This window comes from Comamonas sp. B21-038 (genome assembly GCF_022387135.1).
Lineage (GTDB): Bacteria > Pseudomonadota > Gammaproteobacteria > Burkholderiales > Burkholderiaceae_C > Comamonas > Comamonas sediminis.
The window spans coordinates 3022393-3048949 of the sequence record NZ_CP092462.1 but is presented as its reverse complement, the minus strand read 5'-3'; the positions used below and the strand labels follow the sequence as shown (position 1 = coordinate 3048949).

General features: G+C 63.3%; 22 protein-coding genes. 11 read left to right on the top strand and 11 right to left on the bottom strand.

All coding sequences use genetic code 11. The features are described from left to right. Nucleotides 1–10: 10 nt before the first annotated feature. Both MJ205_RS14100 and rtcR read right to left on the bottom strand, forming a co-directional pair. Nucleotides 11–1378, bottom strand: a complete 1368-nt coding sequence (locus tag MJ205_RS14100; protein WP_239809045.1) for an amino acid permease — start codon at nt 1376–1378, stop codon at nt 11–13. Between the two features lie 1318 nt (nt 1379–2696). Next, on the bottom strand, nt 2697–4313 hold the full coding sequence (rtcR, locus tag MJ205_RS14095) for an RNA repair transcriptional activator RtcR (protein WP_239809044.1): 1617 nt from the start codon (nt 4311–4313) through the stop codon (nt 2697–2699). Nucleotides 4314–4610: 297 nt separating this feature from the next. On the opposite strand from rtcR, the gene MJ205_RS14090 reads away from it, so the two are divergent. The 3 genes from MJ205_RS14090 to rtcA are packed head-to-tail and all read left to right on the top strand — an operon-like array spanning nt 4611 to nt 7650. Beyond that, nucleotides 4611–5828, top strand: coding sequence for an RtcB family protein (locus tag MJ205_RS14090; protein WP_239809043.1), 1218 nt, complete (start codon nt 4611–4613; stop codon nt 5826–5828). A gap of 43 nt (nt 5829–5871) precedes the next feature. Beyond that, a complete protein-coding gene (locus MJ205_RS14085) occupies nt 5872–6528 on the top strand; it encodes a zinc-ribbon domain containing protein (protein WP_239809042.1) in 657 nt (218 codons plus the stop codon). 51 nt (nt 6529–6579) lie between these two features. Then, nucleotides 6580–7650, top strand: coding sequence for an RNA 3'-terminal phosphate cyclase (gene rtcA / locus MJ205_RS14080; protein ID WP_239809041.1), 1071 nt, complete (start codon nt 6580–6582; stop codon nt 7648–7650). Between the two features lie 29 nt (nt 7651–7679). On the opposite strand, the gene MJ205_RS14075 is transcribed toward rtcA, so the two are convergent. The 5 genes from MJ205_RS14075 to proV form a co-directional block, all read right to left on the bottom strand. Then, nucleotides 7680–8000: a YkgJ family cysteine cluster protein gene (locus MJ205_RS14075; protein WP_239809040.1), complete on the bottom strand. Its 321-nt coding sequence runs from the start codon at nt 7998–8000 to the stop codon at nt 7680–7682. Nucleotides 8001–8108: 108 nt separating this feature from the next. Beyond that, on the bottom strand, nt 8109–9122 hold the full coding sequence (gene proX / locus MJ205_RS14070) for a glycine betaine/L-proline ABC transporter substrate-binding protein ProX (RefSeq protein WP_239809039.1): 1014 nt from the start codon (nt 9120–9122) through the stop codon (nt 8109–8111). A 233-nt stretch (nt 9123–9355) separates the two neighbouring features. Then, nucleotides 9356–10363: a glycine betaine/L-proline ABC transporter substrate-binding protein ProX gene (proX, locus tag MJ205_RS14065; protein WP_239812751.1), complete on the bottom strand. Its 1008-nt coding sequence runs from the start codon at nt 10361–10363 to the stop codon at nt 9356–9358. A gap of 161 nt (nt 10364–10524) precedes the next feature. Further along, nucleotides 10525–11799, bottom strand: coding sequence for a glycine betaine/L-proline ABC transporter permease ProW (gene proW / locus MJ205_RS14060; RefSeq protein WP_239809038.1), 1275 nt, complete (start codon nt 11797–11799; stop codon nt 10525–10527). After that, entirely contained in the window at nt 11796–13100 is a 1305-nt protein-coding gene (gene proV / locus MJ205_RS14055) for a glycine betaine/L-proline ABC transporter ATP-binding protein ProV (RefSeq protein WP_239809037.1), read from the bottom strand. Before proV ends, proW begins: the two co-directional genes overlap by 4 nt. A 417-nt stretch (nt 13101–13517) precedes the next feature. Here proV and MJ205_RS14050 point away from each other — a divergent pair, with 417 nt between their 5' ends. Continuing rightward, nucleotides 13518–13799: a hypothetical protein gene (locus MJ205_RS14050; RefSeq protein WP_239809036.1), complete on the top strand. Its 282-nt coding sequence runs from the start codon at nt 13518–13520 to the stop codon at nt 13797–13799. A gap of 147 nt (nt 13800–13946) precedes the next feature. Here MJ205_RS14050 and MJ205_RS14045 read toward each other — a convergent pair whose 3' ends face one another. Together MJ205_RS14045 and MJ205_RS14040 are read right to left on the bottom strand one after the other, a co-directional pair. Then, nucleotides 13947–14549, bottom strand: a complete 603-nt coding sequence (locus tag MJ205_RS14045) for a TIGR00645 family protein (protein WP_133857855.1) — start codon at nt 14547–14549, stop codon at nt 13947–13949. Nucleotides 14550–14657: 108 nt separating this feature from the next. After that, nucleotides 14658–14858, bottom strand: a complete 201-nt coding sequence (locus MJ205_RS14040; protein ID WP_239809035.1) for a hypothetical protein — start codon at nt 14856–14858, stop codon at nt 14658–14660. 30 nt (nt 14859–14888) lie between these two features. Here MJ205_RS14040 and acs point away from each other — a divergent pair, with 30 nt between their 5' ends. Beyond that, nucleotides 14889–16889, top strand: coding sequence for an acetate--CoA ligase (gene acs / locus MJ205_RS14035; RefSeq protein WP_239809034.1), 2001 nt, complete (start codon nt 14889–14891; stop codon nt 16887–16889). 160 nt (nt 16890–17049) lie between these two features. Next, on the top strand, nt 17050–17514 hold the full coding sequence (locus MJ205_RS14030; protein ID WP_239809033.1) for a LapA family protein: 465 nt from the start codon (nt 17050–17052) through the stop codon (nt 17512–17514). Nucleotides 17515–17602: 88 nt separating this feature from the next. Here MJ205_RS14030 and MJ205_RS14025 read toward each other — a convergent pair whose 3' ends face one another. After that, nucleotides 17603–17908 carry a c-type cytochrome gene (locus tag MJ205_RS14025; protein WP_021027702.1) on the bottom strand — a complete coding sequence of 102 codons (306 nt, stop codon included), beginning with the start codon at nt 17906–17908 and terminating at the stop codon, nt 17603–17605. A 144-nt stretch (nt 17909–18052) separates the two neighbouring features. On the opposite strand from MJ205_RS14025, the gene MJ205_RS14020 reads away from it, so the two are divergent. Then, the gene (locus MJ205_RS14020) at nt 18053–18295 is read left to right on the top strand and encodes a TIGR04438 family Trp-rich protein (protein WP_239809032.1); all 243 of its coding nucleotides are present in this window, start codon (nt 18053–18055) and stop codon (nt 18293–18295) included. A gap of 244 nt (nt 18296–18539) precedes the next feature. Then, the gene (gene ilvD, locus MJ205_RS14015; RefSeq protein WP_239809031.1) at nt 18540–20405 is read left to right on the top strand and encodes a dihydroxy-acid dehydratase; all 1866 of its coding nucleotides are present in this window, start codon (nt 18540–18542) and stop codon (nt 20403–20405) included. A gap of 100 nt (nt 20406–20505) precedes the next feature. Here ilvD and MJ205_RS14010 read toward each other — a convergent pair whose 3' ends face one another. Next, nucleotides 20506–21513, bottom strand: coding sequence for a zinc-dependent alcohol dehydrogenase family protein (locus MJ205_RS14010; RefSeq protein WP_239809030.1), 1008 nt, complete (start codon nt 21511–21513; stop codon nt 20506–20508). Nucleotides 21514–21701: 188 nt separating this feature from the next. Here MJ205_RS14010 and MJ205_RS14005 point away from each other — a divergent pair, with 188 nt between their 5' ends. From MJ205_RS14005 to mgtA, 3 genes are all read left to right on the top strand, one after another. Beyond that, on the top strand, nt 21702–22070 hold the full coding sequence (locus MJ205_RS14005; protein WP_239809029.1) for a winged helix-turn-helix transcriptional regulator: 369 nt from the start codon (nt 21702–21704) through the stop codon (nt 22068–22070). A 58-nt stretch (nt 22071–22128) separates the two neighbouring features. Next, entirely contained in the window at nt 22129–23142 is a 1014-nt protein-coding gene (locus MJ205_RS14000; RefSeq protein WP_239809028.1) for a Bug family tripartite tricarboxylate transporter substrate binding protein, read from the top strand. A gap of 662 nt (nt 23143–23804) precedes the next feature. Further along, a complete protein-coding gene (mgtA, locus tag MJ205_RS13995; RefSeq protein ID WP_239809027.1) occupies nt 23805–26552 on the top strand; it encodes a magnesium-translocating P-type ATPase in 2748 nt (915 codons plus the stop codon). The last annotated feature ends 5 nt before the right edge of the window (nt 26553–26557 follow it).

Sequence of the window (26557 nt, the reverse complement as noted above, 5' to 3'; positions counted from 1 at the left end):
GTGCAATGTATCAGCGCTTGCGGTACCAGATCAGGTAGACGGCGGTCATCACCAGCAGCATGGGCACGCCGATCAGGGTGGTCATGTGGAACACGTCGGTGAAATAGGTGGTGATGATGACGGCCAGCATCAGCACGGCGCCCAGCAGGGTCAGCACCGGAAAGCCCCACATGCGGAACTGCAGGCGTTCGCCCGGATGCTCGCGCTGCCAGCGGCGGCGGAAGAACAAATGGGTGACAAACACCATGAACCAGGCAAACATGGCGCCGAACATCGAGATCGACATCATCAGCGTGAGTGATTCCTCGGGCTTGAGCACGTTGAGCACCATGGCCACGGCCATGCCCAGGCAGGAGATGGCAATCGCACCCATCGGCACGCCCCGGCTGTTGACCTTGCCCAGCGCTGCCGGCGCATAGCCGCCACGCGAGAGGCTGAACATCATGCGCGAGGTGACATAGAGCTGCGCATTCATCGCCGAGAGGCTGGCGACCAGCACCACAAAATTGAGCACACTGGCCGCGCCGGGAATGCCGACGATCTCCATCACCTTGACGAAGGGGCTCTTGTCGGTGCTGGCATGGCTCCAGGGCACGATGGCCAGCATCAAGGCCAGCGACAGCAGGTAGAACAGCACCAGGCGCAGCACCGTGGTCTTGAACGCCGAGGTGACCGCCTGGCGCGGGTTCTGCGCCTCTCCGGCGGCAATCGCGATCGACTCCAGGCTGAGGTAGCTGAAGATGGCCACGATCACCCCCACCCAGGTGCCCCACCAGCCGTTGGGGAAAAAGCCCCGGTCTGCGGTGTAATTGGAAAAACCCACCCCCTCGGGCTGCGAGCCGAACACCACATAGGCGCCAATCAGGATAAAGGCGACGATGGCCACGACCTTGACCATGGAGAACACATACTCCATCTGCCCAAAGGCCTTGACGCTGGTGGCATTGACGGCGGCCAGAATGACCGAGAACAGGGCCACCCAGACCCACTGCTCCACCTCGGGGAACCAGTACTTCATGTACTTGCCCACCGCGGTGACTTCCATCCCCACCGCCAGCACCACGGCCGCCCAGTAGGCGTAGCGCACCACAAAGCCGGCGAGCGGGCTGAGGTAGTGCTCGGCATAGGCGCCAAACGATCCGCTGGTGGGGTGCGCGACCGTCATCTCGGCCAGGCAGCCCATCAGCAGCAGGCCGATGAGCGCCCCGATGGCGTAGCTGATGAGCACGCTGGGCCCGGCAAAGCCGATGGCAAATGCGCTGCCCATGAAGAGGCCGGTGCCGATGGCGCCGCCAATGGCGATCATCGTCATTTGGGCTGCAGTGAGTTGCTGCAGCAGCCCGCGTTCGCGGCGGGCAATCGATTCAAAAGGGGACACGGGTTTTTTGCCTGTTATGCCTGGGGTGGCGCTGGGGTGGCTTTGCGGGCCGCTGGTGCGCGGAGAAGGTGGGGATTTTAGGATTTGTGGGAAATCCATGTTGTTTGTTTTTCTTGTTTTGCTTTTATCTTCTTGTTTGTTTGTTTGCTTGTTTGTTTGCTTAGCTAGCAGCTGCTGGCCGGGTCTCGCCCCGGCGGGCGAGGTACTTTTCTTGCGCGGCCCCGGATCGCCGGCCGAAGAAAAGTACCCAAAAGAAGGCCGCCCCGCTGACTGCGTCCCTTCGCTGCGCTGCGGGCAACCTGTGGTGCTTCGGATATGGGCTGCACCGCGAAACTCACTACGCGCCAGAGGCGCTCCGTTCAAACAGACGCGGTGAATCAGTTCACGAAGCAGTTGCACTCTGCGGTGCAACTGCCCAGCCCATACCCTGTGCTCCTCGGCGCATGCAGAAGGGGAGATTCGCAGACGCAGGCCATCGCTGCGCTCGGCACCTGAAGTTCTTGCTTTTGCGTATGTCTGCGGCGCTGCTTGGTTTTGTTGGCCGGGTCTCGCCCCGGCGGGCGAGGTACTTTTCTTGCGCAGCCAAGAAAAGTACCCAAAAGAAGGCTGCCCCTGCTGACTGCGTCCCTTCGCTTCGCTGCGGGCAACCTGCGGTGCTCGGGTATGGGCTGCACCGCGAAACTCACTACGCGCCACAGGCGCTCCGTTCAAACAGACGCGGTGAGTTAGTTCACGAAGCAGTTGCACTCTGCGGTGCAACTGCCCAGCCCATACCCTGTGCTCCTCGGCGCATTCAGAAGGGGTTGAGCAGACATGGGCCATCGCTGCGCTCGGCACCCAAAACTGGCCGAGCGCAGCGATGGCCTACTGGTATTTGGCTGTTGGGTTGTTCGCATTCCCCTTTTGCATGCGCCTGGGGCGTGGCGTTTGTGGGGTGGCGCTGGCACCGCAGAGTGCCAGCGCTTCGTGAACTAGCTTGCCGCGTCTGTTCGAACGGAGCGCCTACGGCGCGTAGAGAGTTTCGCGGCACACCCCACAAACGCCACGACACAGGTTGCCCTTCGCAACGCGAAGGGTCGCAAGCAGCAGGGCGACCTTCTTTTGGGTACTTTTCTTGGTCGCCAAGAAAAGTACCTCGCCCGCCGGGCGAAATCCGGCCAGCAAAACCAAGCAGCGCCGCAGGCATATGCATAAGCAAGAACTGCACTTGGCCAGTAGCAAGGCAGAGCGCAGAAATCGCCCGCCGAGCGAAATCCGTCCAGCAAAACTCAACCAAACAGCAGTCGCTAAAAGGTGTCAATAAAGCGGAGCAGCCAGCTCAACGAGCAGAACAAACCACATCCCAACTCAACCCAAACTTCTGCAAATACTTGCGCAACCGATCCGCATCATTCACCACCGCCCGCTGCGCCCGCGAAGCCTGAAACAGCTGCCTCCCCGCCTCCGACAAACTGCTAGAAGCACGACACACCCGCACCACCGACGCCAACTGCATCCGGTCAAACAAATCCATCGCCTCAATAGCCTCACCAGGCAACAAGGCCTCCAGCGCCACGTCAGCAGAAGCATCGGCAGACGAATCCACAGCCTCCGGCCGCTGCCACAGCCATTGCAGCCGACCAATCTCCGCCTCCACCTGGTCCTCGGTGATGCGGCCACTGGTAGACAGCGTAGCCAGCCGCGTCACGCTCGCATGCAGATCGCGGAAGTTGCCGCTCCACAGGGCTTGTGGGCTCTGGGCGAACTGCAGGTAGCGCTTGCGCGCCTCGGCGTTGAAGCGCTCGGTGCGGTGGGTTTGCTGGGCGTGCTGCACCAGCAGGTGGTCGATGTTGGGCTCGATGTCTTCGCTGCGCTGGGCCAGGCCGGGGAGGTTGTAGGTCCAGAGGTTGATGCGGGCGAACAGGTCTTCGCGAAAGCGGCCGGCTGCTACCTCCACGCGCAGGTCGCGGTTGGTGCCGGCTATCAGCTGGAAGTCGCTGCTCACCTCCTTGTCCGAGCCCATCGGGTAGAAGCGCTTTTCCTCGATCGCCATCAGCAGCATGGCCTGCTCGTCGGCCCCCAGCTCGCCGATTTCGTCGAGGAAGAGCAGGCCCTGGTCTGCGGTGCGCAGCAGGCCGGCGCGCTCGGTGGCGGCGCCGGTGAACGCCCCTTTCTTGTGGCCGAACAAGGTGCTGGCGGCGCTGTCGCCGCGCAAGGTGGCGCAGTTCACCTCGACAAAGGCGCCGCTAATCTGGTGGCGGGCCTTTTTCAGCTCGTACATGCGGCGCGCCAGAAAGGACTTGCCCGCGCCCGTCGGGCCCACCAGCAGCATAGGGGCCTGCGAGCGGCCTGCCACTTGTTCGATCTCGGCGATCAGCTGGTTGAAGCGCGGGTTGCGGGTGGGGATATGGCTTTTGAGAAAGGCCACTGCATCCTGCTGGGCCTGGGCATGGCGGGTGGCCAGCGCGTCGTAGCGCGACAGGTCCAGATCGATCAGCGCATAGTTGCCCGCCGCGCCATCGATCTGTCGCTTGGGCGGTGAGGCCTGCAGGATCACGCCGGGTATCGCGCGCGATTCCGCCAGCAGGAACAGGCAGATCTGCGCCACATGGGTGCCCGTGGTGATGTTGAGCCAGTACTGGGCTTGGTCGCTGTCGAAGGGGTAGCTGCTGGTCCAGTCGTAGAGCGCGCCGTAGACCTCTTCAAAGTCCCAGGGGTCGCGGATCGGCAGCTCCACCAGGTTCACTTCGGTCTCGGGGCTGACGGCGGCAATGTCCTTTTGCACCAGCCGGGCCAGGTCGACATGCGAGCGCGTGTAGAGCAGCTCCATGCGGGCCACCACCATGTCTTCATGCTGGGTGATGGCGACCGAGGGCCGCCATTTGCTCCAGCGGCCCGCGCCGCGCCCGCTGTCGAGCTGGGTGCCTAGAAAGCCGATGACGGTGATGGGTTTCATAGGATCGGTTGGAATGAACTAGCTTTAATTCTAATATCTCTAGCTATGTAGCTATTTTTCTAAAAATAGTTACTGTAGGTTGAGAGCGAACATCTTAAAAAATTCCATTTAATTCAATGGTTTGATGAAAAATTTCAGCAATGGAACAGAGTTGGCACGCTTCTGGCAAATAAGATGGCAAGCGCCATGTGGCGTGAGTCGGGGAAAGCAGGGCGAGGATCCTGCTTTCCCACCGGACGGGGCCAGGACGCAACTGCGCAAGCCCACACAGACACAGAAGAAAGAACAGGGAACAACATGACCTACGAACAACGACAAGTACCCAATGGCGTGCCGATCAAGATGTGGACCAATGGCGTGCCGGTCGAGGCCGAAGCGCAGAACCAGCTGGCCAATATCTCGCGTCTGCCGGTGGTGTTCAAGCACGTGGCGGTGATGCCTGATGTGCACTTGGGGATCGGTGCCACCATCGGCTCGGTGGTGCCTACGCTCAAGGCCATCATCCCGGCCGCGGTGGGGGTGGACCTGGGTTGCGGAATGATGGCCTGCAAGACCACATTGACGGCCAGCGATCTGCCCGACAACCTGGCGCCGATCCGCGCTGCGATCGAGCGGGCTGTGCCGGTGGGCATGACGCCCAAGCGCTATGGCCGCGACAAGGGAAGCTGGGAGACCCCGCCTGAGGAAACCGATGCCGCCTGGATGGGCCTGGTGAAGGAGTTCGAGGAGATCTGCGAAGCGCACCCACGCATCAAGAACACCAACAACTACAAGCACCTGGGAACCCTGGGAACCGGTAACCACTTCATCGAAGTCTGCCTGGACGAAAACCAGGCGGTGTGGATCATGCTGCACTCGGGCTCGCGCGGGGTGGGGAACGCCATTGGCACCCACTTCATCGAGCTGGCCAAGAAGGATGCCGAGCTGCACCAGCGCAACCTGCCCGATAAGGACCTGGCCTATTTTGAAGAAGGCGCTGCCTACTTCGGGGACTATGTCAAAGCGGTGGGTTGGGCGCAGAAGTTTGCACGTGCCAACCGCGAGGTGATGATGGTCCGTGTGATCCACGCGCTGAAAAAGGTGATCACCAAACCGTTCGAGACGCACCTGGAGGCGGTGAACTGCCACCACAACTATGTGCAACGCGAGACGCACTTTGGCCAGGAGGTGTTTGTGACCCGCAAGGGCGCTGTGAGCGCACGCCAGGGCGAGCTGGGGATCATCCCGGGAAGCATGGGGGCCAAGAGCTTTATCGTGCGCGGTAAGGGCAACCCCGAGAGCTTCAACAGCTGCAGCCACGGTGCTGGTCGCACGATGAGCCGGACCAAGGCCAAGAAGCTGTTCACCGTCGAGGACCAGAAGCGCGCCACCGAAGGGGTGGAATGCCGCAAGGACGCCGAGGTGATCGATGAGATCCCCATGGCTTACAAGGACATCGACGCGGTGATGGCGGCGCAGAGCGACCTGGTGGAGGTGGTGTACACGCTCAAGCAGGTGGTGTGTGTGAAGGGGTAGAAAAAGGGGCGGCCAGAGGGCTGCAACCCTGAGGAGAAGGGTGATGAAAAGCAATAAGCAACGCAGGGCAGAGATCAAGCAGCGCCGTTGGGCCCGTATGGAGCAGCAGCGCAAGGCGGCCCTGCTGCCGGCCATGCCGCATGGCGCCTTGGCTGCCGATGTGCAGCTTCTCGCACTGATCCATGGCGAGCCCTTCTGGCTCCCGGACTTCTACGTCGATATCCGCTATCGCTGTTGCGATTGCGGTAATGCCTGTGTCTGGACCGCCCAGGACCAGAAGTGGTGGCGCGAGCAAGTGCAAGGCAACTTGTATGCCGGTGCCAGCCGCTGCAAGGACTGCCGTGCCCGGCACCGCGCCTGGCGCCAAAGCCATTGCGATGCGGCCGAGATGGCGGCTTTGCGTGCGCTGTGGCGTGCCCGCCCCGATGCCGCTGCACGAGCCCGCGTGAATGCAGCCTTGCAGGCCAAGGCTCCGGATCTGCGTTGCCTGGCAGCGCAGGCCCTTGCCTGGTGGTGGGTGCAGTTTGGCGATCAGCCAGCGCATGCGCAGCTCGAGGCGCTGAGCCTGGAGCGCAGCTGGGCACCGCGCATCGACCGCATCTTGCGGCGCGAGCTCGAGCTGCGCCCCGGTGTGCATCGCGTCTGCCGGGTAGTAAGCTATCCGCGCGTCACCATGGGTGCTGCGCTGCCCGGCCACTGAGCCCATCCAAGTACATCAAAAGAAGAACACAGAGAGAGGGAAACGATTCCAATGCAAATCGCAAGCCAATCGATAGAAAAGGGCCTGGTCGAGATCGACGGCTCGCAAGGCGAGGGGGGCGGCCAGATTCTGCGCACAGCGCTGGCGCTGTCGGTCATCACGCAAAGACCGCTGGCGATGCACAGCATCCGGGCCAAGCGCTCCAAGCCAGGGCTGATGCGCCAGCACCTGGCCTGTGTGCAGGCAGCGCAGACCATCAGTGACGCCCAGCTGTCGCCCATCGGCGCAGGGGTGACGGCGCTGCAGTTCGCGCCGGCGGCGCTCAAGGCGGGGGACTACCGCTTCCCGATCTCGGGCGCGGGCAGTGCGATGCTGGTGTTGCAGACGGTGCTGCCAGCCTTGCTGATGGCCGATGCTGCCAGCACGGTGCAGTTGTCGGGTGGCACGCACAACCCGCTGGCGCCCAACTTCCACTTCATTGATCGCGCCTATGCGCCCTTGGTGGCACGCATGGGTGCGGGGCTGGACCTGCGGCTGCGCCGCTATGGCTTTTACCCGGCGGGCGGTGGCGAGGCGCTCGCCTGCATCAGCCCGGCAGCGCAGGGACTGCAGCCTTTTGATCTGCTGGCGCGCGGCATGCTGCAGCATGTGTCTGTGGAGGCGGTCTGCGCGGCCGTGCCGCGTGGCGTGGCCATGCGCGAGTTCGACGAGCTGGCGCGGCTGACGGGCTGGGACCGGCGTGCGATGGAGCTGCTGCCGGTGAGCCAGGAAGAGGGCCCGGGCAATCTGCTGCAGGCCACGTTGCGCTATGACCATGTCACCGAGCTGTTCTGGGGCCTGGGTGCGCACGGGGTGTCGTCCGAAGCGGTGGCGCGCAAGCTCTGCCAGGACCTGCGCGATTACCAGAAGAAGCCCGATGCCGCTGTCTGCGCCTACCTGGCCGACCAGCTGTTGCTGCTGCAGGCGCTGGCGGTATGGCAAAGCGGCCAGCCGGCAGCCTTCAGCTGCAGCGAGGCGACCGAGCACCTGCACAGCAATATGGCGGTGATTGCGCAGTTCTTGCCGCTGCGCATGTCGATCGAAACGGCCAGTGCGCCGGTGGTGCGCATCGCGCCGCTGTAGCGCCGTGCATGTGGGCGTTGGCGGGCGGGCTAGTACAGCCCGCCTTCCAGTGCCTGCATGCCATGGCGTACGCGCGCCTTGTTGCAGGCCTCGCTGCCTGCTGCAAACTCCCGGCAGGGGGAGGGGCGCCATTCATAAATGCCGCAGGCGGCTTGCTGGCCAATGGTGCCGGTCAAGGCCGCACAGCGCGGGCGCGCATAGTCGGTACCGCGCATGCGGCAGGTGCTCTCGTTCACCTCTTCAGCCAGCCCCGATGGCACGCGGCCGCCGTTGCTGTCGCATTCATGGACTGAAAAATCAACGCGAAAGCTGGCGCAGCAGGCGCCGCAACTGAGGCAGGGGTGGGTCATCGGGCGTGGGCGCTGGGCGTTGTTTGGCCGGTATTGTAGTTTTGCGCCGCCAAGCGCCACAAAAAAACCCGCTGGTCAGCGGGCTCGGGGGGGCGGCAGGCGCCAGGCTTACTTGGCGGCCAGCGCTTCCTTGATCCAGCCGTCAAACTTGGCCTGGTGGTTCTTGATCCAGGCGTCGGCATGGCGCTGGATGTCGGCAGTCTTGTTTTCGCCGTTGCGCATCAGCAGGTTCTGCGCGGTGATGTCCTCAATGGGCACCTGCATCAGCGCAAACAGCTTGGCGGCGGCCGGGTTGGCATCCGTCCATTTTTTGTTCGCGAGGATGTACTGGTTGTTCACCTTGAAGCCATAGTTCTTGCCATTGGGCAGGCGGGTGTCTTCATCGCCCTTGGCATTGGGAACATTGGGCACCTGCAGCCAGACAACATCCTGGCCAGGCTTGAGCACGCCGTTGACCCAGTAGGGGGTCCAGACATAGTAGAGCACCGGCTTGCCGGATTGGTAGCGCGCGATGGTGTCGGCAATCAGCGCGGCATAGTTGCCCTGGCGGTGGGTCACGCTGCCTTCCAGACCCAGGCCCTTGAGGTGCTTGTTGATCGCCAGCTCGCAGCCCCAGCCAGGGTTGCAACCGGTCAGATCGGCCTTGCCATCGCCATCGGTGTCAAACAGCTTGGCGATCTTGGGATCCTTGAGCTGCATGATGTCGGTGATCTTGTACTTCTCGGCCGTTTTCTTGTCGATCAGGTAGCCCTGGGCGGCATTGGTCGAGAACATGCCTTCGCGGTAGAAGACCTTGGCGCCGCCATTGCGCTCATAAAACTCCTGGTGCAGCGGAATCCAGTGGTTGGCCATGAAGGTGGCATCGCCCTGGCCGACGACAACGTGCTCGGTGCCGTTCTCGAGGCCCTTGGGGTCCTTCACGGTGTAGCCGAGCTTTTCCAGCGCGCGCGACACGATCAGGGTCTGGAACAGCTCTTCATCGACGGTGCCCAGCAGGGGCAGCACATCCTTGCCCTTGCCGGGCAGGTCTTGCGCCTGGGCGGCGGGGCCCCAGGCCATCAACGCGATGGCGGCGGCGCAGGCCAGGTGGATCGGGCGATTGAGGCGGTTTTTATCAGTCATGGTCTTCTCCTTGGATTGAAACGCGATGCGCAAGGCGCGCACCGAGAGGGAACATGGGCAGCCCTGGGGCAAGACGGCGCCAGGCCCGGCCGGTGGTGGCGGGTGGTCCAGGTGCAGCTTGCGGGGGGCTTGGAGGCTGGGCAGCGCTGGCGCTGCACCGGTGGGCATGGCGACATGCCCCGGGGGGAGGCACCGGCCCGGCCAGAAGCTGCCGGGCGATCGGTGCTGCAGACTTACTGGGCCTTGGCGGCGTCCAGCGCCGTCTTGATCCAGCCGTCAAACTCTGCCTGGTGGGCCTTGATCCAGCCATCGGCATGGCGCTCGATGTCGGCAGGCTTGTTCTGGCCTTCCTTCATCGCCAGGTTCTGGGCGTTGATGTCGGAAACCGGCAGTTTCATGATCGCAAACAGCTTGGCAGCCGCAGGATTGGCTTCGGCAAATTGCTTGTTGGCAACGATCTTCTGGGTGTTCAGCGGGAAGCCGTAGTTCTTGCCGTTGGGCAGCGCAGTCTTCAGATCGGCCTGGTTGCCCGGCAGTGCGGTAAACGGTACCTGCAGCCAGACGACATCGCGGCCGGGGCGCAGCTCGGCGCTGACCCAGTAGGGCGTCCAGGTGTAGTACAGGATGGGCTTGCCGGACTTGTAGCGGGCGATGGTGTCGGCCATCAGTGCGGCATAGGTGCCTTGCACATGGGTGACGGTATCGCGCAGCTGGTAGGCGGTCAGCTGGTGCTCGATCGCGCCTTCGCAGCCCCAGCCGGGGGTGCAGCCGGTCAGATCGGCCTTGCCGTCGCCGTCGGTGTCAAACAGCTTGGCGATCTTCGGGTCCTTGAGCTGCTCGATATTGGTGATCTTGTGCTCGTCGGCCGTCTTCTTGTCGATCAGATAGCCTTGCACGGCGCTGGTCGAGTACTCGCCCTCGCGGTAGAGCTTGTTGGCGCCGCCGGCGTTCTTGTAGAAGTCGGCCTGCAGCGGATCCCAGTGGTCGGCCATGTAGGTGGCGTCGCCGTTGCCGATGGCGACGTGGGCGGTGGCGTATTCCACCTCGCGGATGGGCAGCACCTCATAGCCGAGCTTTTCCATGGCCTTGTTGACCAGCAGCGTCTGGAAGGTTTCTTCGGCGATCGAGCTTTGCAGTGGCTGGACCTTGATGCCCTTGCCGGGCAGATCCTGGGCCATCGCATGGCCGGCGGCAGCCAGGCCAGCGGCCAGCAGGCTGGTGGCCAGCAGGCTTTTGACCATGCGGGTCGGGGCTGCGAAGGCCTGCCAGGAATGGGTGGTGAATGTCATGGATGCTCCTTGTTATGGGTTCGGCGCTGGCGCAGTGCGCGCCGCCGATCAATGCGCAAATGCGGCCAGCGGGCGGGCAGGGCAGCCAGCGGTGGCGGCTGCCCTGGCTGGGCTTAGGCGGCAGGCACGGCGTCCTGGCCGGGCTGCGTCTGCGCCTGCTTTTGGGCCGCTGGCTGAGGCAGGGGCTTGGGTGCAGGGCTGGCTTCTGGCTTGTGCAGGGCGCGGGCGATGATGCCGGCCGGGCCGGTTTGCCACCAGTGGCGCACGCCACGGCGGGGTTGGCCCATCGCCTGGGTGATGCGGTCCAGCAGAATGGCCAGCAGCACAATGCCCAGGCCGCCGACGGTGGCCAGGCCCATGTCCAGGCGGCCGATACCGCGCAGCACCATCTGGCCCAGACCGCCCACGGCGATCATCGAGGCAATCACCACCATCGACAGCGACAGCATCAGCGACTGGTTGATGCCGGCCATGATCGAGGGCATCGACAGCGGCAGCTGCACCTTCCACAGCAGTTGCAGCGGCGAGGCGCCATAGGCACGGCTGGCTTCGATCAGGTCAGGGCGCACCTGGCGGATACCCAGGTTGGTCAGCCGCACCAGCGGTGGCAGCGCAAACACAATGGTCACCACCACGCCAGGCACATTGCCAATGCCGAACAGCATCACCACCGGCACCAGGTAGACGAAGGCCGGGGTGGTCTGCATGGCATCGAGCACCGGTCGGAAGAACTTCTGCGCACGGTCGCTGCTGGCCAGCAAAATGCCCAGCGGCAGGCCGATGATGATGCAGAACGCCAGCGAAGTCAGCACCAGCGACAGGGTGACCATGGCCTCGTGCCAGATACCCAGCATGCCGATGACCAGCAGCGACACCACGGCCCCAATGGCCAGGGCGCCACCGGCAAATTGCCAGGCGATCAGTGCCAGAATGGCCACCATCGCGAGCATGGGGATGGCGGTCAGAAAATGCTCCACGCCCGTGAGCGTGCCGTCAATCGGCGCGCGCACGGTCTGGAAGAAGGGCCGGAAATTGGCCACGACCCAGGTCAGGCCGGTGTTGATCCAGTCCTGAACCGGCAGGCTGCCGTCCCAGAGCTGGCTCAGATGAAAACCGCTGTCGTGGGCGGCTTGCGCATGCTGCGCTGCAGCCTGGGCGGCATTGGCGGTTTGGCCCACGGCGTCAGGGCCGCCCAGCCAGTCGGTATTGCCCGAGACATTGCCAACCGCCTGCCAGGGGTCATCGCTCACGGCAGCGGCTGCCGGGGTGCTGGCGGCGTCGCTGCCCGTCCAGGCGGTGGCCGCGCTCGAGCTGGCCGATGCGGTATCGGCCCAAGGGTCGGCGGCGGCAGTGTTCTGGGCGATGGTCATCGTGTTGTCGGTACTCATGCGGCACTCCTGTTGTCGTTGTTGTCGGTATTGGCGGCTTCAGCGGCAGCGGCCTCGGTGGCCGCTTGCATGGCGATCACGGCGGGGTCGGTGGGCGGCACAGGGGGCGTGTCGCGGTCCAGGAAGCGCAGCAGCGTGTTCTTGCTGATCGCGCCGACAAAGCGGCCATCGGCGCGCAGCACCGGCAGCGGGCAGGGCGCCTGTGCCACCTGGCCAAACAGATCGGCCACCAGCGCGTCTTCGGCAATCGGCTCGACCTTGTCCAGGTAGGCATGCTGCAGACCCAATGGGCCCACATGGCCCTTCAAGGCATTGCGCAAGGACTCGGTCGAGACCGTGCCCAGGTACTGCTTGCGGGGCGAGACCACATAGGCAAAATCCCGGTCCTCGTCCTGCAGCAGTTGCATTGCGGCGCGGGCGCCGCGCTGGTCGCTTTCCTTGACGATGGTGATGCCACGGCGGGCGATATCGGCGGCCTTGAACACCGCTGCCGCATCCACGCCCTGGATAAAGGCGCGCACATACTCGTTGGCGGGGTTGCGCAGAATGTCGTCGGGGGTGCCGACCTGCTGGACCATGCCGTCCTTCATGATGGCGATGCGGTCGCCGATGCGCATGGCTTCGTCCAGATCGTGCGAGATGAAGACAATGGTGCGGCGCTTGATTTCCTGCAGGCGCATCAGCTCGGACTGCATCTCGGTGCGGATGATGGGGTCCAGTGCCGAGAAGGCCTCGTCCATCAGCAGGATCGAAGGATCGGATGCCAGCGCACGGGCCAGGCCCACACGCTGCTGCATGCCGCCAGACAGCTCGTCGGGGTAGCTCGCGCCCCAGCCGGCCAGGCCCACCTGCTCCAGCGCCTGCTCAGCCGCAGCCAAGCGTTCTTCACGCTTGACACCGGCCAGCTCCAGGCCAAACGCGGTGTTCTCGACCACGGTCAGGTGGGGCATCAGCGCAAAGGACTGGAACACCATCGAGATGTCCTTGCGGCGCAGCGCGCGCAGCTTGCTGTCCGACAACTGGTTGATGTCCTGGCCATCGACGACGATGGCGCCGCTGGTGGGCTCGATCAGGCGGTTGAGCATGCGCACCAGGGTGGATTTGCCCGAGCCCGACAGGCCCATGACGACAAAGATTTCACCGGCTTCAATGGTGAAGTTGGCGTCAAACACACCGATGGAGTTGCCGGTCTTCTCCATGACTTCTTGCTTGGTGGCGCCTTTGCGCACCAGCTCCAGTGCGGCTTTGGGGGAATCTCCGAACACCTTGAAGACGTTCTCGATACGGATTTGTTTGGCCATGCGTGGCTCCTCCCTAAGTTGTAGTGGCTACAACGCTGAAAACGCCCACAAAGGGGCGTCGTCCAGCACGGGACCGTCAATCTCTCAACCCTGATGCCGATAGCTGCGCCTGGCAGTCAAAGCGACCGCCATGGCAAGCCCTCGTGGGCAGGACACACAATGTGACCAACAATTTCTGCCTGTACCGGGCATGCATGCCAGGAGCGACGGGCTCCAGGGTCGAGCCAGGTACAGGGTCTCTCGTGCGCATTGAAACCCGATCGTTTCAATCACGCGAGCGCGGCGGACACTGTAAAAAGGCCACCACGCCGGGGCATCAGGGCCGGGAATATTCCGGCCTGTTGACGGACTTTGGCGTGGCGCCAAAGACCCGACGGAGACGATCCGCACCTGTCAGAAAGGCACGGATTACCTGCGTTGCAGGTTGTAAAACATTCCTTAAGTATACGTATTGGAAATATAGAAGTCAAAAAAAGCGGGTTTCATCCGGGCGAATTGGGCATTGCCAAGCGCCTATTTGCAGCATCTGATTTCTGCGATGCTCCTTTTTTAATAGCAGCAAAAAACCAAATATGGTCGGATCAAGCGGTCGGGGTTTCGACGATGCAAAACACATTTAGTTTCAATTTTATGCAAGATCTGTCTGTGAAAGACCCTGATTCTGGCAATTGCGTACCGATCACGTTGCTTGTGCTGTGAATGCTGTCTTTTAAGGGTAAATAACTACCGATATCCGAAACCATGCGGCTGCTGTGTAGGAATATTTCGCCAATCCGGATCTCCCAGGCGCCCATGAAAAAGCCCCGCAGGGGCGGGGCTGGAGGGATGCGTGCAGCGGCTGCTGGATCAGTGGCTATCCTTGTGACCAGGGCCAGCGGGGTGCAGGATGCGGTCAGTCCAGGCAATGGCCAGGGCGGACAGCAGGAACACCACGTGGATGATGGTCTGCCACATCAGCACCTTCTCGCTGTAATTGGGCGCATTGATAAAGGTTTTGAGCAGGTGAATGGAGCTGATGCCGATGATGGACAGGCCCAGCTTGACCTTGAGCACCGAGGCATTCACATGGCCCAGCCACTCGGGCTGGTCCGGATGGCGGTTGAGGTGCATGCGGCTGACAAAGGTCTCGTAGCCGCCGACGATCACCATGATCAGCAGGTTGGAGATCATCACCACATCGATGAGGCCGAGCACCACCAGCATGATGATGGTCTCGTTGAGGGCGGTGATCTGGACATCGGGCGAATAGCCCACCGAGGTGACGAGGATGCGCAGCGCGGTATCGCTGCCAAAGGCAGCTTCAACCAGGTGCAGCAGCTCGACCAGGAAATGCCAGACATACACCAGCTGGGCAACGATCAGCCCCAGGTAAAGCGGCAGCTGCAGCCAGCGGCTGGCAAAAATCAGCGCCGGCAAGGGGCGCAAAGGAGCATTTTGAGGCAGAGACATGATGGAGGAGGAAGTGGAGATGGCGCTGCTGGACTGCGGTGCGTTGGAATGCGTTGTTGGATCTTCCATCGGTGAAACGGATACCAGCCTGTCTACCTGCGTGCTGGCTCACCGATGGCGCAGATGCAGCCAAAAGAGCGACGCGGATTGTAGCGAGCCGCCTGGGTCTTGCGCAGCGCGATTGGCAAAATTCGTCAATTCGATAGGCTGATTGATTTTGACTATGAATTGCTCTGCGACGACGCCGGGCGCGCAGGCTGCTGTCAGACGTATGTAAGTGCGCCGGTCCACAGTAGCAACGATTTTCATACCTACAATGTTTGCAAAGGAGACCCACCCATGACAGCCCCAGCCCAAGGAACGATTGAATCCGTTCTGGTCGAGAACCGTGTTTTCCCCCCACCTGCCAGCCTGTCTGCCACGGCCCGCGTCGGCAGCATGGAGGCCTACCAGGCGCTGTGCGCCGAGGCCGAGGCCGACTTCGAAGGCTTCTGGGCCCAACGCGCCCGCGCGCATGTGCAGTGGACCCGGCCTTTCACCGAAGTGCTGGACCAGAGCACGCCGCCATTCTTCAAGTGGTTCCAGGATGGCGAGCTGAACGTCAGCGCCAACTGCCTGGACAAGCACATCGGCACGCCGGTGGAGAACAAGACGGCCATCATCTTTGAAGCCGACGATGGCCAGGTGACCAAGATCACCTACCGCGAACTGCTGGACAAGGTCAGCACCTTTGCCAATGCGCTCAAGGCCCAGGGCGTGCAAAAGGGCGACCGGGTACTGATCTACATGCCGATGACCGTCGAGGGCATTGTGGCGATGCAGGCCTGCGCGCGCATTGGTGCCACCCATTCGGTGGTGTTCGGCGGTTTCTCGGCCAAGGCGGTCAATGAGCGCGTCATCGATGCCGGTGCAGTGCTGATCATTACGGCCAACTACCAGATGCGCGGCGGCAAGGAGCTGCCGCTCAAGGCGATTGTCGACGATGCGCTGGCCATGGGTGGCTGCGATACCGTCAGGAAAGTGCTGGTGTTTGAACGCACCGCCACGGCCTGGAACAAGGTCGAAGGCCGGGATGTGAGCTTTGGCGAGGCGCTGGCCGGCCAGAGCAAGGAATGCGCGCCGGTGCCGGTGAATGCCGAGCACCCGCTGTTCATTCTGTACACCAGCGGCTCCACCGGAAAACCCAAGGGCGTGCAGCATGCCAGCGGCGGCTACATCCTCTGGGCCAAGATGACGATGGAGTGGACCTTCGACCTGCAGCCCAGCGACGTGTTCTGGTGCACGGCCGATATCGGCTGGATCACCGGCCACACCTACATTGCCTACGGCCCGCTGGCCGCTGGCGCGACCCAGGTCGTGTTCGAAGGCGTGCCCACCTTCCCCAATGCTGGCCGCTTCTGGCAGATGATCGAGCGCCATGGCGTCTCCATCTTCTACACCGCGCCCACAGCCATCCGCTCGCTGATCAAGGCGGCAGATTCGGACGACAAGGTGCACCCGCGCAACTGGAACCTGGGCAGCCTGCGCATTCTGGGCTCGGTCGGCGAGCCGATCAACCCCGAAGCCTGGATGTGGTACTACCGGAACATCGGCGGCGAGCGCTGCCCGATTGTCGATACCTTCTGGCAAACGGAGAATGGCGGCCATGTGATCACGCCGCTGCCGGGCGCCACGCCGCTGGTGCCTGGCTCCTGCACCCTGCCGCTGCCGGGCATCATGGCCCAGATCGTGGACGAAACCGGCAAGGAACTGCCCAACGGCACCGGCGGTATTCTCGTGATCAGCAAGCCCTGGCCGTCGATGATCCGCACGATCTGGAACGACCCCGAGCGCTTCAAGAAAGCCTATTTCCCCGAAGAAATGGGCGGCAGCATCTACCTGGCCGGTGACGGCGCGGTGCGCGATGCCAAGACCGGCTACTTCCGCATCACTGGCCGCATCGACGATGTGCTGAACGTTTCGGGCCACCGCATGGGCACGATGGAAATCGAATCGGCACTGGTCGCCAAGACCGACCTCGTGGCCGAGGCGGCCGTGGTGGGCCGGCCCGACGACATGACCGGCGAGGCGATCTGCGCCTTTGTCGTGCTCAAGCGCTCGCGCCCCACCGGCGACGAAGCCAAGCAGATTGCCAAGGAGCTGCGCGACTGGGTGGCCAAGGAGATCGGCCCGATTGCCAAGCCCAAGGACATCCGTTTTGGCGACAACCTGCCCAAGACCCGTTCGGGCAAGATCATGCGCCGCCTGCTGCGCTCGATCGCCAAGGGCGAGGCGATCACGCAGGACACCTCCACCTTGGAGAACCCGGCGATCCTCGATCAGCTGTCCGATACGCACTGAACGCCCAATGTCAACAATGTGGCGCGCCGGTACTCCCCGGCGCGCCAACGCGTTGTTAACGCTGAAGAACGGGTGGAAATTTGCCAGCATTGGCTGACAAGCCGGGACGTCTGGATCATGCTATGGTCTATGCGTTCTATCCATGCCATCAAATTCCACTATGCGCAGCATTCTTCTTCTCATCATCGCCGTGCTCATCGGCGGTCTGGCAGCCCTCAACTGGGAGGTGCTGTCCACCCCGTCGGAAGTCAACCTGGGCCTGACCACCATCCATGCACCGCTGGGTGTGTTGATGTTGGCGCTCACCGTCCTGCTTTGCGTGATCTTCATCGCCTATGTGCTGTCCCTGCAGGGCTCCGTCATGCTGGAGGCACGCCGCCACAACAAGGAGATGACGGCCCAGCGGGAGCTGGCCGACAAGGCCGAGGCCTCCCGCTTTACCGAACTGCGCCAGGTGCTGGAGAGCCAGCATGTGGCCGGGCAGTCCGCACTGATGGCGCGGTTGGCAGAGCTGGAGTCGCACCTGGTGGCCCGCGCCCAGGAGTCGGACAACAGCAACGCCGCCTACCTGGGCCAGATCGAGGACCGCATGCGCCAGGTCGAGCCGCCGCGCAACAGCTTCTAAACCGCTGCCGCACGCCACAAAAAAACCACCTTGCAAGGTGGTTTTTTTGCTTGGGCCGGTAGCGCCCAACCTGCATGCGATGGGTTGTTTACTTGAGCGTCAGCACCCAGTCGGCCAATTTCTTGGCATCGGCTTCACTGACCTGGGTGTTGGCGGGCATGGGCACAGGTCCCCAGACGCCTGCACTGCCCTTGATGATCTTCTGGGCCAGCATGTTGGATGCACCGGGCTGGCCTGCAAACTTGGCGCCAATGTCTTTGAATGCGGGGCCCACCACTTTCTTGTCGACCGAATGGCAAGCCATGCAGTTCTTGGATTGGGCCAATGCCTGATCAGCCCACGCAGGTGCGCTGGCCGACAGGGCCAGTGCCGTGGCAATCAGAATACGGTTCATCGTGTCTTCTCCTTAGCGCATGAGGTACATTAATTCTAATGGCTCGCTGCTTAGGACTGCGCCAACGCCAGGATGTTCCGCAAGTCAGAACACTTTACGAGCCCGATACCCAAGCGGCCCAGCGAGCAACAAGAGGGAGAAACCATGTATTTTCTGATCCTGGGGATCATTCTGCTGTTGTTGAAGTACCTGGAAATCGGCCCGGTCGCGGCCTGGTCCTGGGTCACCGTGCTGGCGCCGTTTGGCCTGGCAGCGCTGTGGTGGGCCTGGGCCGACTGGTCGGGCTACACCAAGCGCAAGGCGATGGAAAAGGAAGGGCTGAAAAAGGAGCGCCGCCTGCAAAAATCCAGGGACGCGCTGGGCCAGACCGCCCGCCGGCGCCGCTGACGCAGCCGCTGCAGCGCAGAAACCGCCGGCAGGCGGTTTTTTCCGCCTTTCTGCTGTCCCTACCGCTGTCGCTGGCTGGAACCCGAGTGTCTCCGTCATTTGCCCAGCTGCGCCATAATCAGCGCTCACATCGGCGTGCACTCAAGAGGTTCTCGCCAACTTGCCCGCTGGCCCTGGCGTATATCCAGGCCCGCACTATGCAAGACAGGCCGCATTCTTATTGTTTACTGATTCGTACACCACGATGCCCGCATACCGTTCCAAAACCTCAACCGCCGGTCGCAACATGGCTGGTGCCCGCTCCTTGTGGCGCGCCACCGGCATGAAAGACGACGATTTCTCCAAGCCCATCATTGCGGTGGTGAACTCCTTTACCCAGTTCGTTCCAGGCCATGTGCACCTGAAGGACCTGGGCCAGCTCGTCGCCCGCGAGATCGAGGCTGCAGGCGGTGTTGCCAAGGAGTTCAACACCATTGCGGTCGACGACGGCATTGCGATGGGCCACGACGGCATGCTGTACTCGCTGCCCAGCCGCGAAGTGATTGCCGATTCGGTGGAATACATGGTCAACGCGCACTGCGCCGATGCCATGGTCTGCATCTCCAACTGCGACAAGATCACCCCTGGCATGCTGATGGCCGCGATGCGCCTCAATATCCCCGTGGTGTTTGTCTCGGGCGGCCCGATGGAAGCGGGCAAGGTGCGCCTGGCCGTGCCTGCCGCTGATGGCAGCAAGACGATCCAGATCAAGAAGCTCGATCTGGTCGATGCGATGGTGATGGCCGCGGACAGCAATGTCAGCGATGCCGATGTGGCCGAAGTCGAGCGCTCGGCCTGCCCGACCTGTGGCTCCTGCTCGGGCATGTTCACCGCCAACTCGATGAACTGCCTGGCCGAGGCGCTGGGCCTGGCCCTGCCAGGCAATGGCACCGTGGTGGCCACCCATTCGGACCGCGAGCAGCTGTTCAAGCGCGCAGGCCGCCTGATCGTGGAGCTGGCCAAGCGCTACTACGAGCAGGACGAAGCCACGCTGCTGCCACGCGCCGTCGGCCTCAAGGCCTTCGAGAACGCGATGACCCTGGATATCGCGATGGGCGGATCGACCAACACCATCCTGCACTTGCTGGCGATCGCGCAAGAGGCGGAGATCGATTTCACGATGACCGACATCGACCGCATGTCGCGCACCGTGCCCCAGCTGTGCAAGGTGGCCCCCAATACCAACAAGTACCACATCGAAGATGTGCACCGCGCCGGCGGCATCATGGCCATCCTCGGTGAGCTGGACCGTGCCGGCAAGCTGCACACCGATGTGCCCACCGTGCATGCCAAGACCATGAAGGACGCGCTGGACCAGTGGGACATCGTGCGCACGCAGGACGAGGCGGTGCGCACCTTCTACATGGCAGGCCCTGCCGGCATCCCTACCCAGGTGGCCTTCAGCCAAAGCACGCGCTGGCCCAGCTTGGATCTGGACCGCGCCGAAGGCTGCATCCGCTCGTACGACCATGCCTTCTCCAAAGAAGGGGGGCTGGCGGTGCTGCGCGGCAACATCGCGCTGGACGGCTGCGTGGTCAAGACCGCCGGTGTCGATGACTCGATCCTGGTGTTCGAAGGCTCGGCCCATGTGGTGGAGTCGCAGGACGAGGCCGTGGAAAACATCCTGAGCGACAAGGTCAAGGCCGGTGATGTCGTGATCGTGCGTTACGAAGGCCCCAAAGGCGGCCCCGGCATGCAGGAAATGCTCTACCCGACCAGCTACATCAAGTCCAAGGGCCTGGGCAAGTCCTGCGCACTGCTGACCGATGGCCGCTTCTCGGGCGGTACCTCGGGCCTGTCCATCGGCCACTGTTCGCCAGAGGCGGCCGCTGGCGGCGCGATTGGCCTGGTGCGGAACGGCGACCGCATCCTGATCGACATCCCCAACCGCACCATCAATGCGCTGGTCAGCGATGAGGAATTTGCCAAGCGCCGTGAAGCACAGAATGCGCTGGGCTGGAAGCCTGCCAAGCCCCGTCCGCGCAAGGTGTCCACCGCGCTGAAGGCCTATGCCAAGCTGGTGACCTCGGCCGACAAGGGTGCGGTGCGCGATATCTCGCTGCTGGACTGACCGTGTCTCGCCCAATGCACAACCGCCCCAGGCGCAAGCCCGGGGCGGTTTTTTCATCGCGGTAGCGCAGACGGCAGAGCGCTTGCGCTGCCGTGGCCACTTACCAGCTCAGGCAGATCTTGCCAAAGTGCTGCGCGCTGATCTGGTGCGCAAAGGCATCGGCGATTTTCTCCAGCGGGTAGCTGCTGTCGATCACCGGGCGCAGTGGCAACTGGTCGAGCGCGCGCACCAGGTCTTGCTGCTGCTCGCGGCTGCCAACGATCAGGCCCTTGAGCGTTTGCTGCTTGCGCATCAGCTCCACCGTCGGTACATCGCCGGCAAAGCCGGTCAGCACACCGATCAATGCGATATGGCCCCCGGGCGCACAGGCGCGGATGGACTGCGGCAAGGTGCCGGGGCCGCCGACTTCCACGACGATGTCGGCACCACGGCCGCCGGTGGCTTGCAGCACCGCATCGCCCCATTCGGGCTGGTCGCGGTAGTTGATCACCGTGTCGGCACCCAGGGCGCGCAGGCGCTCGGCCTTGGCAGCGCTGGAGGTCGTCGCAATCACCTTGGCGCCCATCGCATGGGCCAGCTGCAACGCAAAGATGGAGACGCCGCCGGTGCCCAGCACCAGCACGGTTTGCCCCGCTTGGATGCGGCCATCGACGACCAGGGCGCGCCAGGCGGTCAGGCCCGCCGTGGTCAAGGTGGCGGCTTCTTCATGCGTATAGCCCTTGGGTGCATGGGTAAAGGCCGTGGCGGCCATCGTGACCTGCTCGCGCGCAAAACCATCGATGCCATCGCCGGGCACGGTGGTGAAGGTGGAGGGCACTTGCTTGCCCGATAGCCACAGCGGGAAAAAGCAGGAAACCACAGCGTCACCCACGGCGAACTCGGTCACGCCGTCCCCCACTGCCGTCACCACACCGGCGCCATCGGCCATCGGGATACGGCCATCGGCCGTGGCCGAGCGCCCGGCGGCAATGGCCAGGTCGTGGTAGTTGAGCGAGCTGGCATGCAGGCGCACCTGGATCTCTCCGGCGCCTGGTGCTGCGGGCGCTGGCAAGTCCACCAGTTGCAGGCGGTCCAGGCCACCGGGAGCGGCAAGTTGAATGGCTTTCATGGCGTATGTCTTTCCTTGGTTGGCATCACAGAGGCTGCAGGCTGCAGCCACCCGGCCATCATGCAAGCGCTGGGTGTGGAACGCTAGAACCGACATATTTGTGGTCTAGTATTAAAAATGTAAGCAATGCATGGATATTGGCTTGGCACTAGGATAGGGCGTTTGTCGTTTTCCAGGGAGCAAGGGGTATGAAGCGTTTGAACAGCAAAAGCGGCTGCGCAGTGGAGGTCACCTTGTCCGTCATGGGCGGCACCTGGAAGCCCATTGTGCTTTTCCATCTGCTCCATGGCACCAAACGTTTCAGTGCGTTGGCGCGCGCCATTCCGAACGTCACCCAGCGCATGCTGACCTTGCAGCTGCGCGAGCTCGAAGAGGCCGGCATTGTTGCGCGCACGGTCTATGCCGAGGTCCCCCCGCGCGTGGACTATGCATTGACCGACCTGGGCCGCAGCCTGCAGCCGGTGCTGACGGCCATGCGCGACTGGGGCATGGACTATGCGCAGAGCCAGGGTCTGCAGCAAGAGGGCCAGGACGTACAGGCCAGCTGCGCTGCCTAGTGCCAGTTTCCCGCTCGGGAGGATAATTCCCGTCTCTGATTTTCAGTGCCCGCCTGCCATGATCTCCCGCTTTCCCATCCTGCGCCCGGTGGCGCTGCTGCCTGCCTTGGTCTGCCTGGGCCTGGCATGGGCCGGACATGCGCACGCGCAAGCACAAGAGCGGCGTGCCTACCCCCGCCAGCCCATCAAGCTGGTGGTGCCCTTTGCACCGGGGGGCTCGACCGATATCGTGGCCCGCCTGGTTGCCGATGCCATGCGCGAGCCGCTGGGCCAGCCGGTGGTGGTGGAGAACAAGGCTGGCGCCGCAGGTCTCATCGGGGCCGAGGCGGTGGCCCGTGCGCGGCCCGATGGCTACACCATCGGCGTGGGAACGATCAGCACCTTGGCCGTCAATGCGGTGATGCTGAAATCGCTGCGCCGCGACCCGCCCGAAGCGCTGGCACCGGTGATCGCGTTGGCGCAGATTCCATCGGTATTCTCCACCCACCCCAGCCTGGGGGCAGCCGATCTGCAGAGCCTGGTCGCCATCTTGCGCGCCCAGCCCGACCACTACACGATCGGATCGGCCGGCGTGGGCTCCATCGGCCACCTGATTGCCGAGGCGATGAACGAAGCGCTGGGCGTGCGCCTGCGCCATATTCCGTACAAAGGCCAAGGCCCGGTGGTCAACAGTGCGCTGTCGGGCGAGACCCAGGTGCTGAGTGACCAGTACCCGTCGTCCAGCAGCCTGGTGCAGTCGGGGCGCCTGGTGCCCTTTGCGGTGGCCGCGCCCCAGCGGTTGCCGGCGCTGCCGCAGGTGCCTACGTTGGCAGAGGCGGGCTACCCGGCGCTCAACCGCCTGGCCATCACCTGGTTTGGGCTGGTGGCGCCGGCCGGCACGCCGCCAGCGGTCATCGACACCCTCCACCACGCAGCCCGCCAAGCGCTGCAGCAACCTGCGGTGCAGGCGCGTCTGGAGCAGCTCGGTGTGGTGCCGATGGGCGGCAGCCCGCAGCAGTTTGCAGCGCTGATCAGCGATACCCGCGCCCAGATCGAGCAGCTGGTGCAGCAGCGCCGGCTGGTGCTGGACTGAGCTTTCTGAAAAGTGCAGGTAAAGAGCGCGTTGTGCCTTCTAAACCGCTGGTGGTTTTGAGGGCCTTGATCTACAATCCGGCCAGCTTTTTTATCAGGAGTAACCCTGTGGACTTACCGAGTTGTTGGCCAGCGGCCAACCGACCACAGGCAAGGTAATCGCAAACGCCCCAGCTTTGCGCGCTGCCTTGCCGAACCAGGCGGGCAGCTGTGAGGTGCCGTAGTTTCTGTCAGACAGACCTGCGCCCCTGCTGCATCCCATTTTGATCTTCCAGTCTTGCCCAGTGGCGAGCGCCTTTGCTGCGCGCCATCACACCGGGTGTGGGAGCCTTTCATGCCACTGCGTATGTCTTCGCTGGCCTCTTTGCGCGCACCGCGACGCAGGGCTGTGCCATGGGCCATCACGCCATGCTGCGGCTTGGGCGCGCCCCGCTGCATGCAGCGCCAGCTCGCGACCATGCTGCGCCACCGCGCCCCCATGGGCAAGGGTGCCGTGCAGTCCTGCTCGGCTTCGGCGGCATTGGACCCTTTCAGTCGCTGACCTCTCTTGTGTTTGAGGTGCATCTTTGCGGCCGCCTGGCAGCGGCGCGCATGGGCACGCCTGTATGGATTGAAGATGCCATGCGGCGCGGCTGGGCCGTGCCCATGGCGGGGAGATGGGTCATGTTGAACCTGCTGAAAAATGGATTCGTTAACTTTCTGCGCTCGCGCCACTGGGGCGTGCATTTCCGCCGCTTGCCGATGTTTGAGCAATGGGCCAGCACGCCGGTGGATGCCAGCATTTCCACGGCCATGGGCGAGCGGCTGCGCGACGCCGCCCATGCGCCGGAACAAGCATTGCTGCAAAGCCTGAACACCAGCCGCCAGGGCCTGGACGACGCACAGGTGCAGGAGGCGCGTGCACAGGCCGGATGGAACACCATCTCGCAGGACCGGCCCATGTCTCGTGCCGAGCACCTGTGGCTGTGCTTTCGCACGCCTTTCAACCTGCTGCTGACGGTGCTGGCCGCCGTGTCGTGGCTGACGGGCGACACCAAGGCCACGGTGGTGATTGGCAGCATGGTGGCGCTGGCGACCGGCCTGCGCTTTTGGCAGGAAGGCCGCGCCAACCAGGCTGCGGCTGGCCTGCAGGCCCTGGTATCGAACACCGCAGCTGTGCTGCGCCGCGGCGCTCAAGATGAGCAGGGGCAAGCGCTGGATGCGCTGCCATCGCGCCTGTCTGCGCTGCAGGCCGTGCGCGAGCTGCCGGTGCGCGAGCTGGTGCCAGGCGACATCATCCAGCTGGCGGCCGGCGATATGGTGCCGGCCGACTGCCGCCTGCTGGCCGCCAAGGACTTGTTTTTGGCGCAATCGGCGATGACCGGTGAATCCATGCCGGTGGAGAAATTTGCCCAGGAGCCCGATGGCGCCCAATCCAACCCGGTGGAATTGCGCAACCTGGTGTTCATGGGCACCAACGTGGTCTCGGGTGCGGGTCTGGCGGTGGTGCTGAGCACTGGCAACCAGAGCTACCTCGGCGCGCTGGCCGGCAAGGTCTCGGCCATGGAGCGTGGCCCCACCGCTTTCCAGATGGGGGTCAACAAGGTCAGCTGGGTGCTGATCCGGTTCATGCTGGTGATGGTGCCGCTGGTGCTGCTGATCAATGGCCTGACCAAGGGCGACTGGACCGAGGCGCTGCTGTTTGCGCTGTCGGTGGCCGTGGGCCTGACCCCCGAGATGCTGCCGATGATCGTGACCGCCACGCTCGCCAAGGGGGCGGTGTTTCTGTCGCGCAAGCAAGTGATCGTCAAGCACCTGGATGCCATCCAGAACTTTGGCGCGATGGATGTGCTGTGCACCGACAAAACGGGCACCCTGACCGAGGACCGGATCTCGGTCGAGCGCCACCTCGATGCCTGGGGCGATGTATCGCAGCATGTGCTGGACATGGCCTACCTGAACAGCTACTACCAGACGGGTCTCAAGAGCCTGCTCGATGTGGCCGTGCTGGCCCATGGCGAGCGCGCGCCGCTGGTCGACAGCCATACCAAGGTCGATGAAGTGCCATTTGACTTTGTGCGCCGGCGCATGTCGGTGGTGGTGCGTGACAGTGGCGGCGCCGGCAAGATCATCACCAAGGGCGCGGTCGAGGAAATCCTGCAGGTGAGCGGCTCGGTGCAGGCCGCCGGTGGCGTGCTGGCGCTCGACGCGGGCTTGCGCCAGCGCATCGTGGCGACGGCCGAGGCGCTCAACGCCCAGGGGCTGCGCGTGGTGGCGGTGGCGACTCGGGATACCGAGCCTGGCCAGAGCAACTTCGGGGTGGCCGATGAGGCCGGCATGGTGCTCTGCGGCTTTCTGGCCTTTGTCGACCCGCCCAAGGAGAGCGCTGCGCCTGCGATACAGGCGCTCGCACGCCATGGCGTGCAGACCAAGGTGCTGACCGGCGACAATGCCGCCGTCACCGCCAAAGTCTGCCAGCAGGTGGGCATCACCGAGCAGCACATCGTGCTGGGTGGCGATATCGAGCAGATGGACGACCAGCGCCTGGCCCAGGTGGTCGAGGAAGGCAACATCTTTGCCAAGCTGAGCCCTGCGCACAAGGAGCGCATCGTGCGCATGCTCAAGGCCAATGGCCATGTGGTGGGCTTCATGGGCGACGGCATCAACGATGCGGCAGCGCTGCGCACCGCCGATATCGGCATCTCGGTGGACACGGCCGTTGATGTGGCCAAGGAAGCGGCCGACATCATCTTGCTGGACAAGAGCCTGATGGTGCTGGACCAGGGCGTGCAGGAAGGGCGCCGCACCTTTGCCAACATGCTCAAGTACATCAAGATGACGGCGAGCTCGAACTTCGGCAATGTGTTCTCGGTGTTGATTGCCAGTGCCTTCATCCCCTTTCTGCCCATGCTGCCGATGCAGCTGCTGGTGCAGAACCTGGTGTATGACTTCTCGCAGTCGGCGATTCCGTTTGACCATGTGGACCCCGAGCTGCTGACCCAGCCCCAGCGCTGGAACCCTGCCGATGTGGGCCGTTTCATGCTGTTCTTCGGCCCCATCAGCTCGGTCTTCGACATCACCACCTTTGTCGTGATGTGGAAGGTGTTTGGCGCCAACACGCCGGAGCGCCAGGCGCTGTTCCAGTCCGGCTGGTTTGTTGTGGGCCTGCTCACCCAGTCGCTGATCGTGCACATGATCCGCACGATGCGCATTCCGTTCCTCCAGAGCCGCGCTGCCTGGCCGGTGGCCCTGATGACCCTGGTGGTCGTGGCCATCGGCATTTACCTGCCTATGGGCGCGTTGGCACCTTATTTCAAGCTGGTGCCGCTGCCCGGCATGTACTTTGTATTCCTTGTGGCGGTCTTGCTGGCCTATATGGGTCTTACGCAGGTCATGAAAAAGTGGTACATCCGTCGCTACGGCTGGCAATAAGCGCC

Excerpts from the sequence above, each read along its gene's own strand:
- rtcR (WP_239809044.1), bottom strand. The coding sequence starts at position 4,313 with ATGAAACCCATCACCGTCATCGGCTTTCTAGGCACCCAGCTCGACAGC.
- MJ205_RS14090 (WP_239809043.1), top strand. The coding sequence starts at position 4,611 with ATGACCTACGAACAACGACAAGTACCCAATGGCGTGCCGATCAAGATG.
- MJ205_RS14085 (WP_239809042.1), top strand. The coding sequence starts at position 5,872 with ATGAAAAGCAATAAGCAACGCAGGGCAGAGATCAAGCAGCGCCGTTGG.
- rtcA (WP_239809041.1), top strand. The coding sequence starts at position 6,580 with ATGCAAATCGCAAGCCAATCGATAGAAAAGGGCCTGGTCGAGATCGAC.
- MJ205_RS14075 (WP_239809040.1), bottom strand. The coding sequence starts at position 8,000 with ATGACCCACCCCTGCCTCAGTTGCGGCGCCTGCTGCGCCAGCTTTCGC.
- proX (WP_239809039.1), bottom strand. The coding sequence starts at position 9,122 with ATGACTGATAAAAACCGCCTCAATCGCCCGATCCACCTGGCCTGCGCC.
- proX (WP_239812751.1), bottom strand. The coding sequence starts at position 10,363 with ATGGTCAAAAGCCTGCTGGCCACCAGCCTGCTGGCCGCTGGCCTGGCT.
- proW (WP_239809038.1), bottom strand. The coding sequence starts at position 11,799 with ATGAGTACCGACAACACGATGACCATCGCCCAGAACACTGCCGCCGCC.
- proV (WP_239809037.1), bottom strand. The coding sequence starts at position 13,100 with ATGGCCAAACAAATCCGTATCGAGAACGTCTTCAAGGTGTTCGGAGAT.
- MJ205_RS14045 (WP_133857855.1), bottom strand. The coding sequence starts at position 14,549 with ATGTCTCTGCCTCAAAATGCTCCTTTGCGCCCCTTGCCGGCGCTGATT.
- MJ205_RS14040 (WP_239809035.1), bottom strand. The coding sequence starts at position 14,858 with ATGAAAATCGTTGCTACTGTGGACCGGCGCACTTACATACGTCTGACA.
- acs (WP_239809034.1), top strand. The coding sequence starts at position 14,889 with ATGACAGCCCCAGCCCAAGGAACGATTGAATCCGTTCTGGTCGAGAAC.
- MJ205_RS14030 (WP_239809033.1), top strand. The coding sequence starts at position 17,050 with ATGCGCAGCATTCTTCTTCTCATCATCGCCGTGCTCATCGGCGGTCTG.
- MJ205_RS14025 (WP_021027702.1), bottom strand. The coding sequence starts at position 17,908 with ATGAACCGTATTCTGATTGCCACGGCACTGGCCCTGTCGGCCAGCGCA.
- MJ205_RS14020 (WP_239809032.1), top strand. The coding sequence starts at position 18,053 with ATGTATTTTCTGATCCTGGGGATCATTCTGCTGTTGTTGAAGTACCTG.
- ilvD (WP_239809031.1), top strand. The coding sequence starts at position 18,540 with ATGCCCGCATACCGTTCCAAAACCTCAACCGCCGGTCGCAACATGGCT.
- MJ205_RS14010 (WP_239809030.1), bottom strand. The coding sequence starts at position 21,513 with ATGAAAGCCATTCAACTTGCCGCTCCCGGTGGCCTGGACCGCCTGCAA.
- MJ205_RS14005 (WP_239809029.1), top strand. The coding sequence starts at position 21,702 with ATGAAGCGTTTGAACAGCAAAAGCGGCTGCGCAGTGGAGGTCACCTTG.
- MJ205_RS14000 (WP_239809028.1), top strand. The coding sequence starts at position 22,129 with ATGATCTCCCGCTTTCCCATCCTGCGCCCGGTGGCGCTGCTGCCTGCC.
- mgtA (WP_239809027.1), top strand. The coding sequence starts at position 23,805 with ATGTTGAACCTGCTGAAAAATGGATTCGTTAACTTTCTGCGCTCGCGC.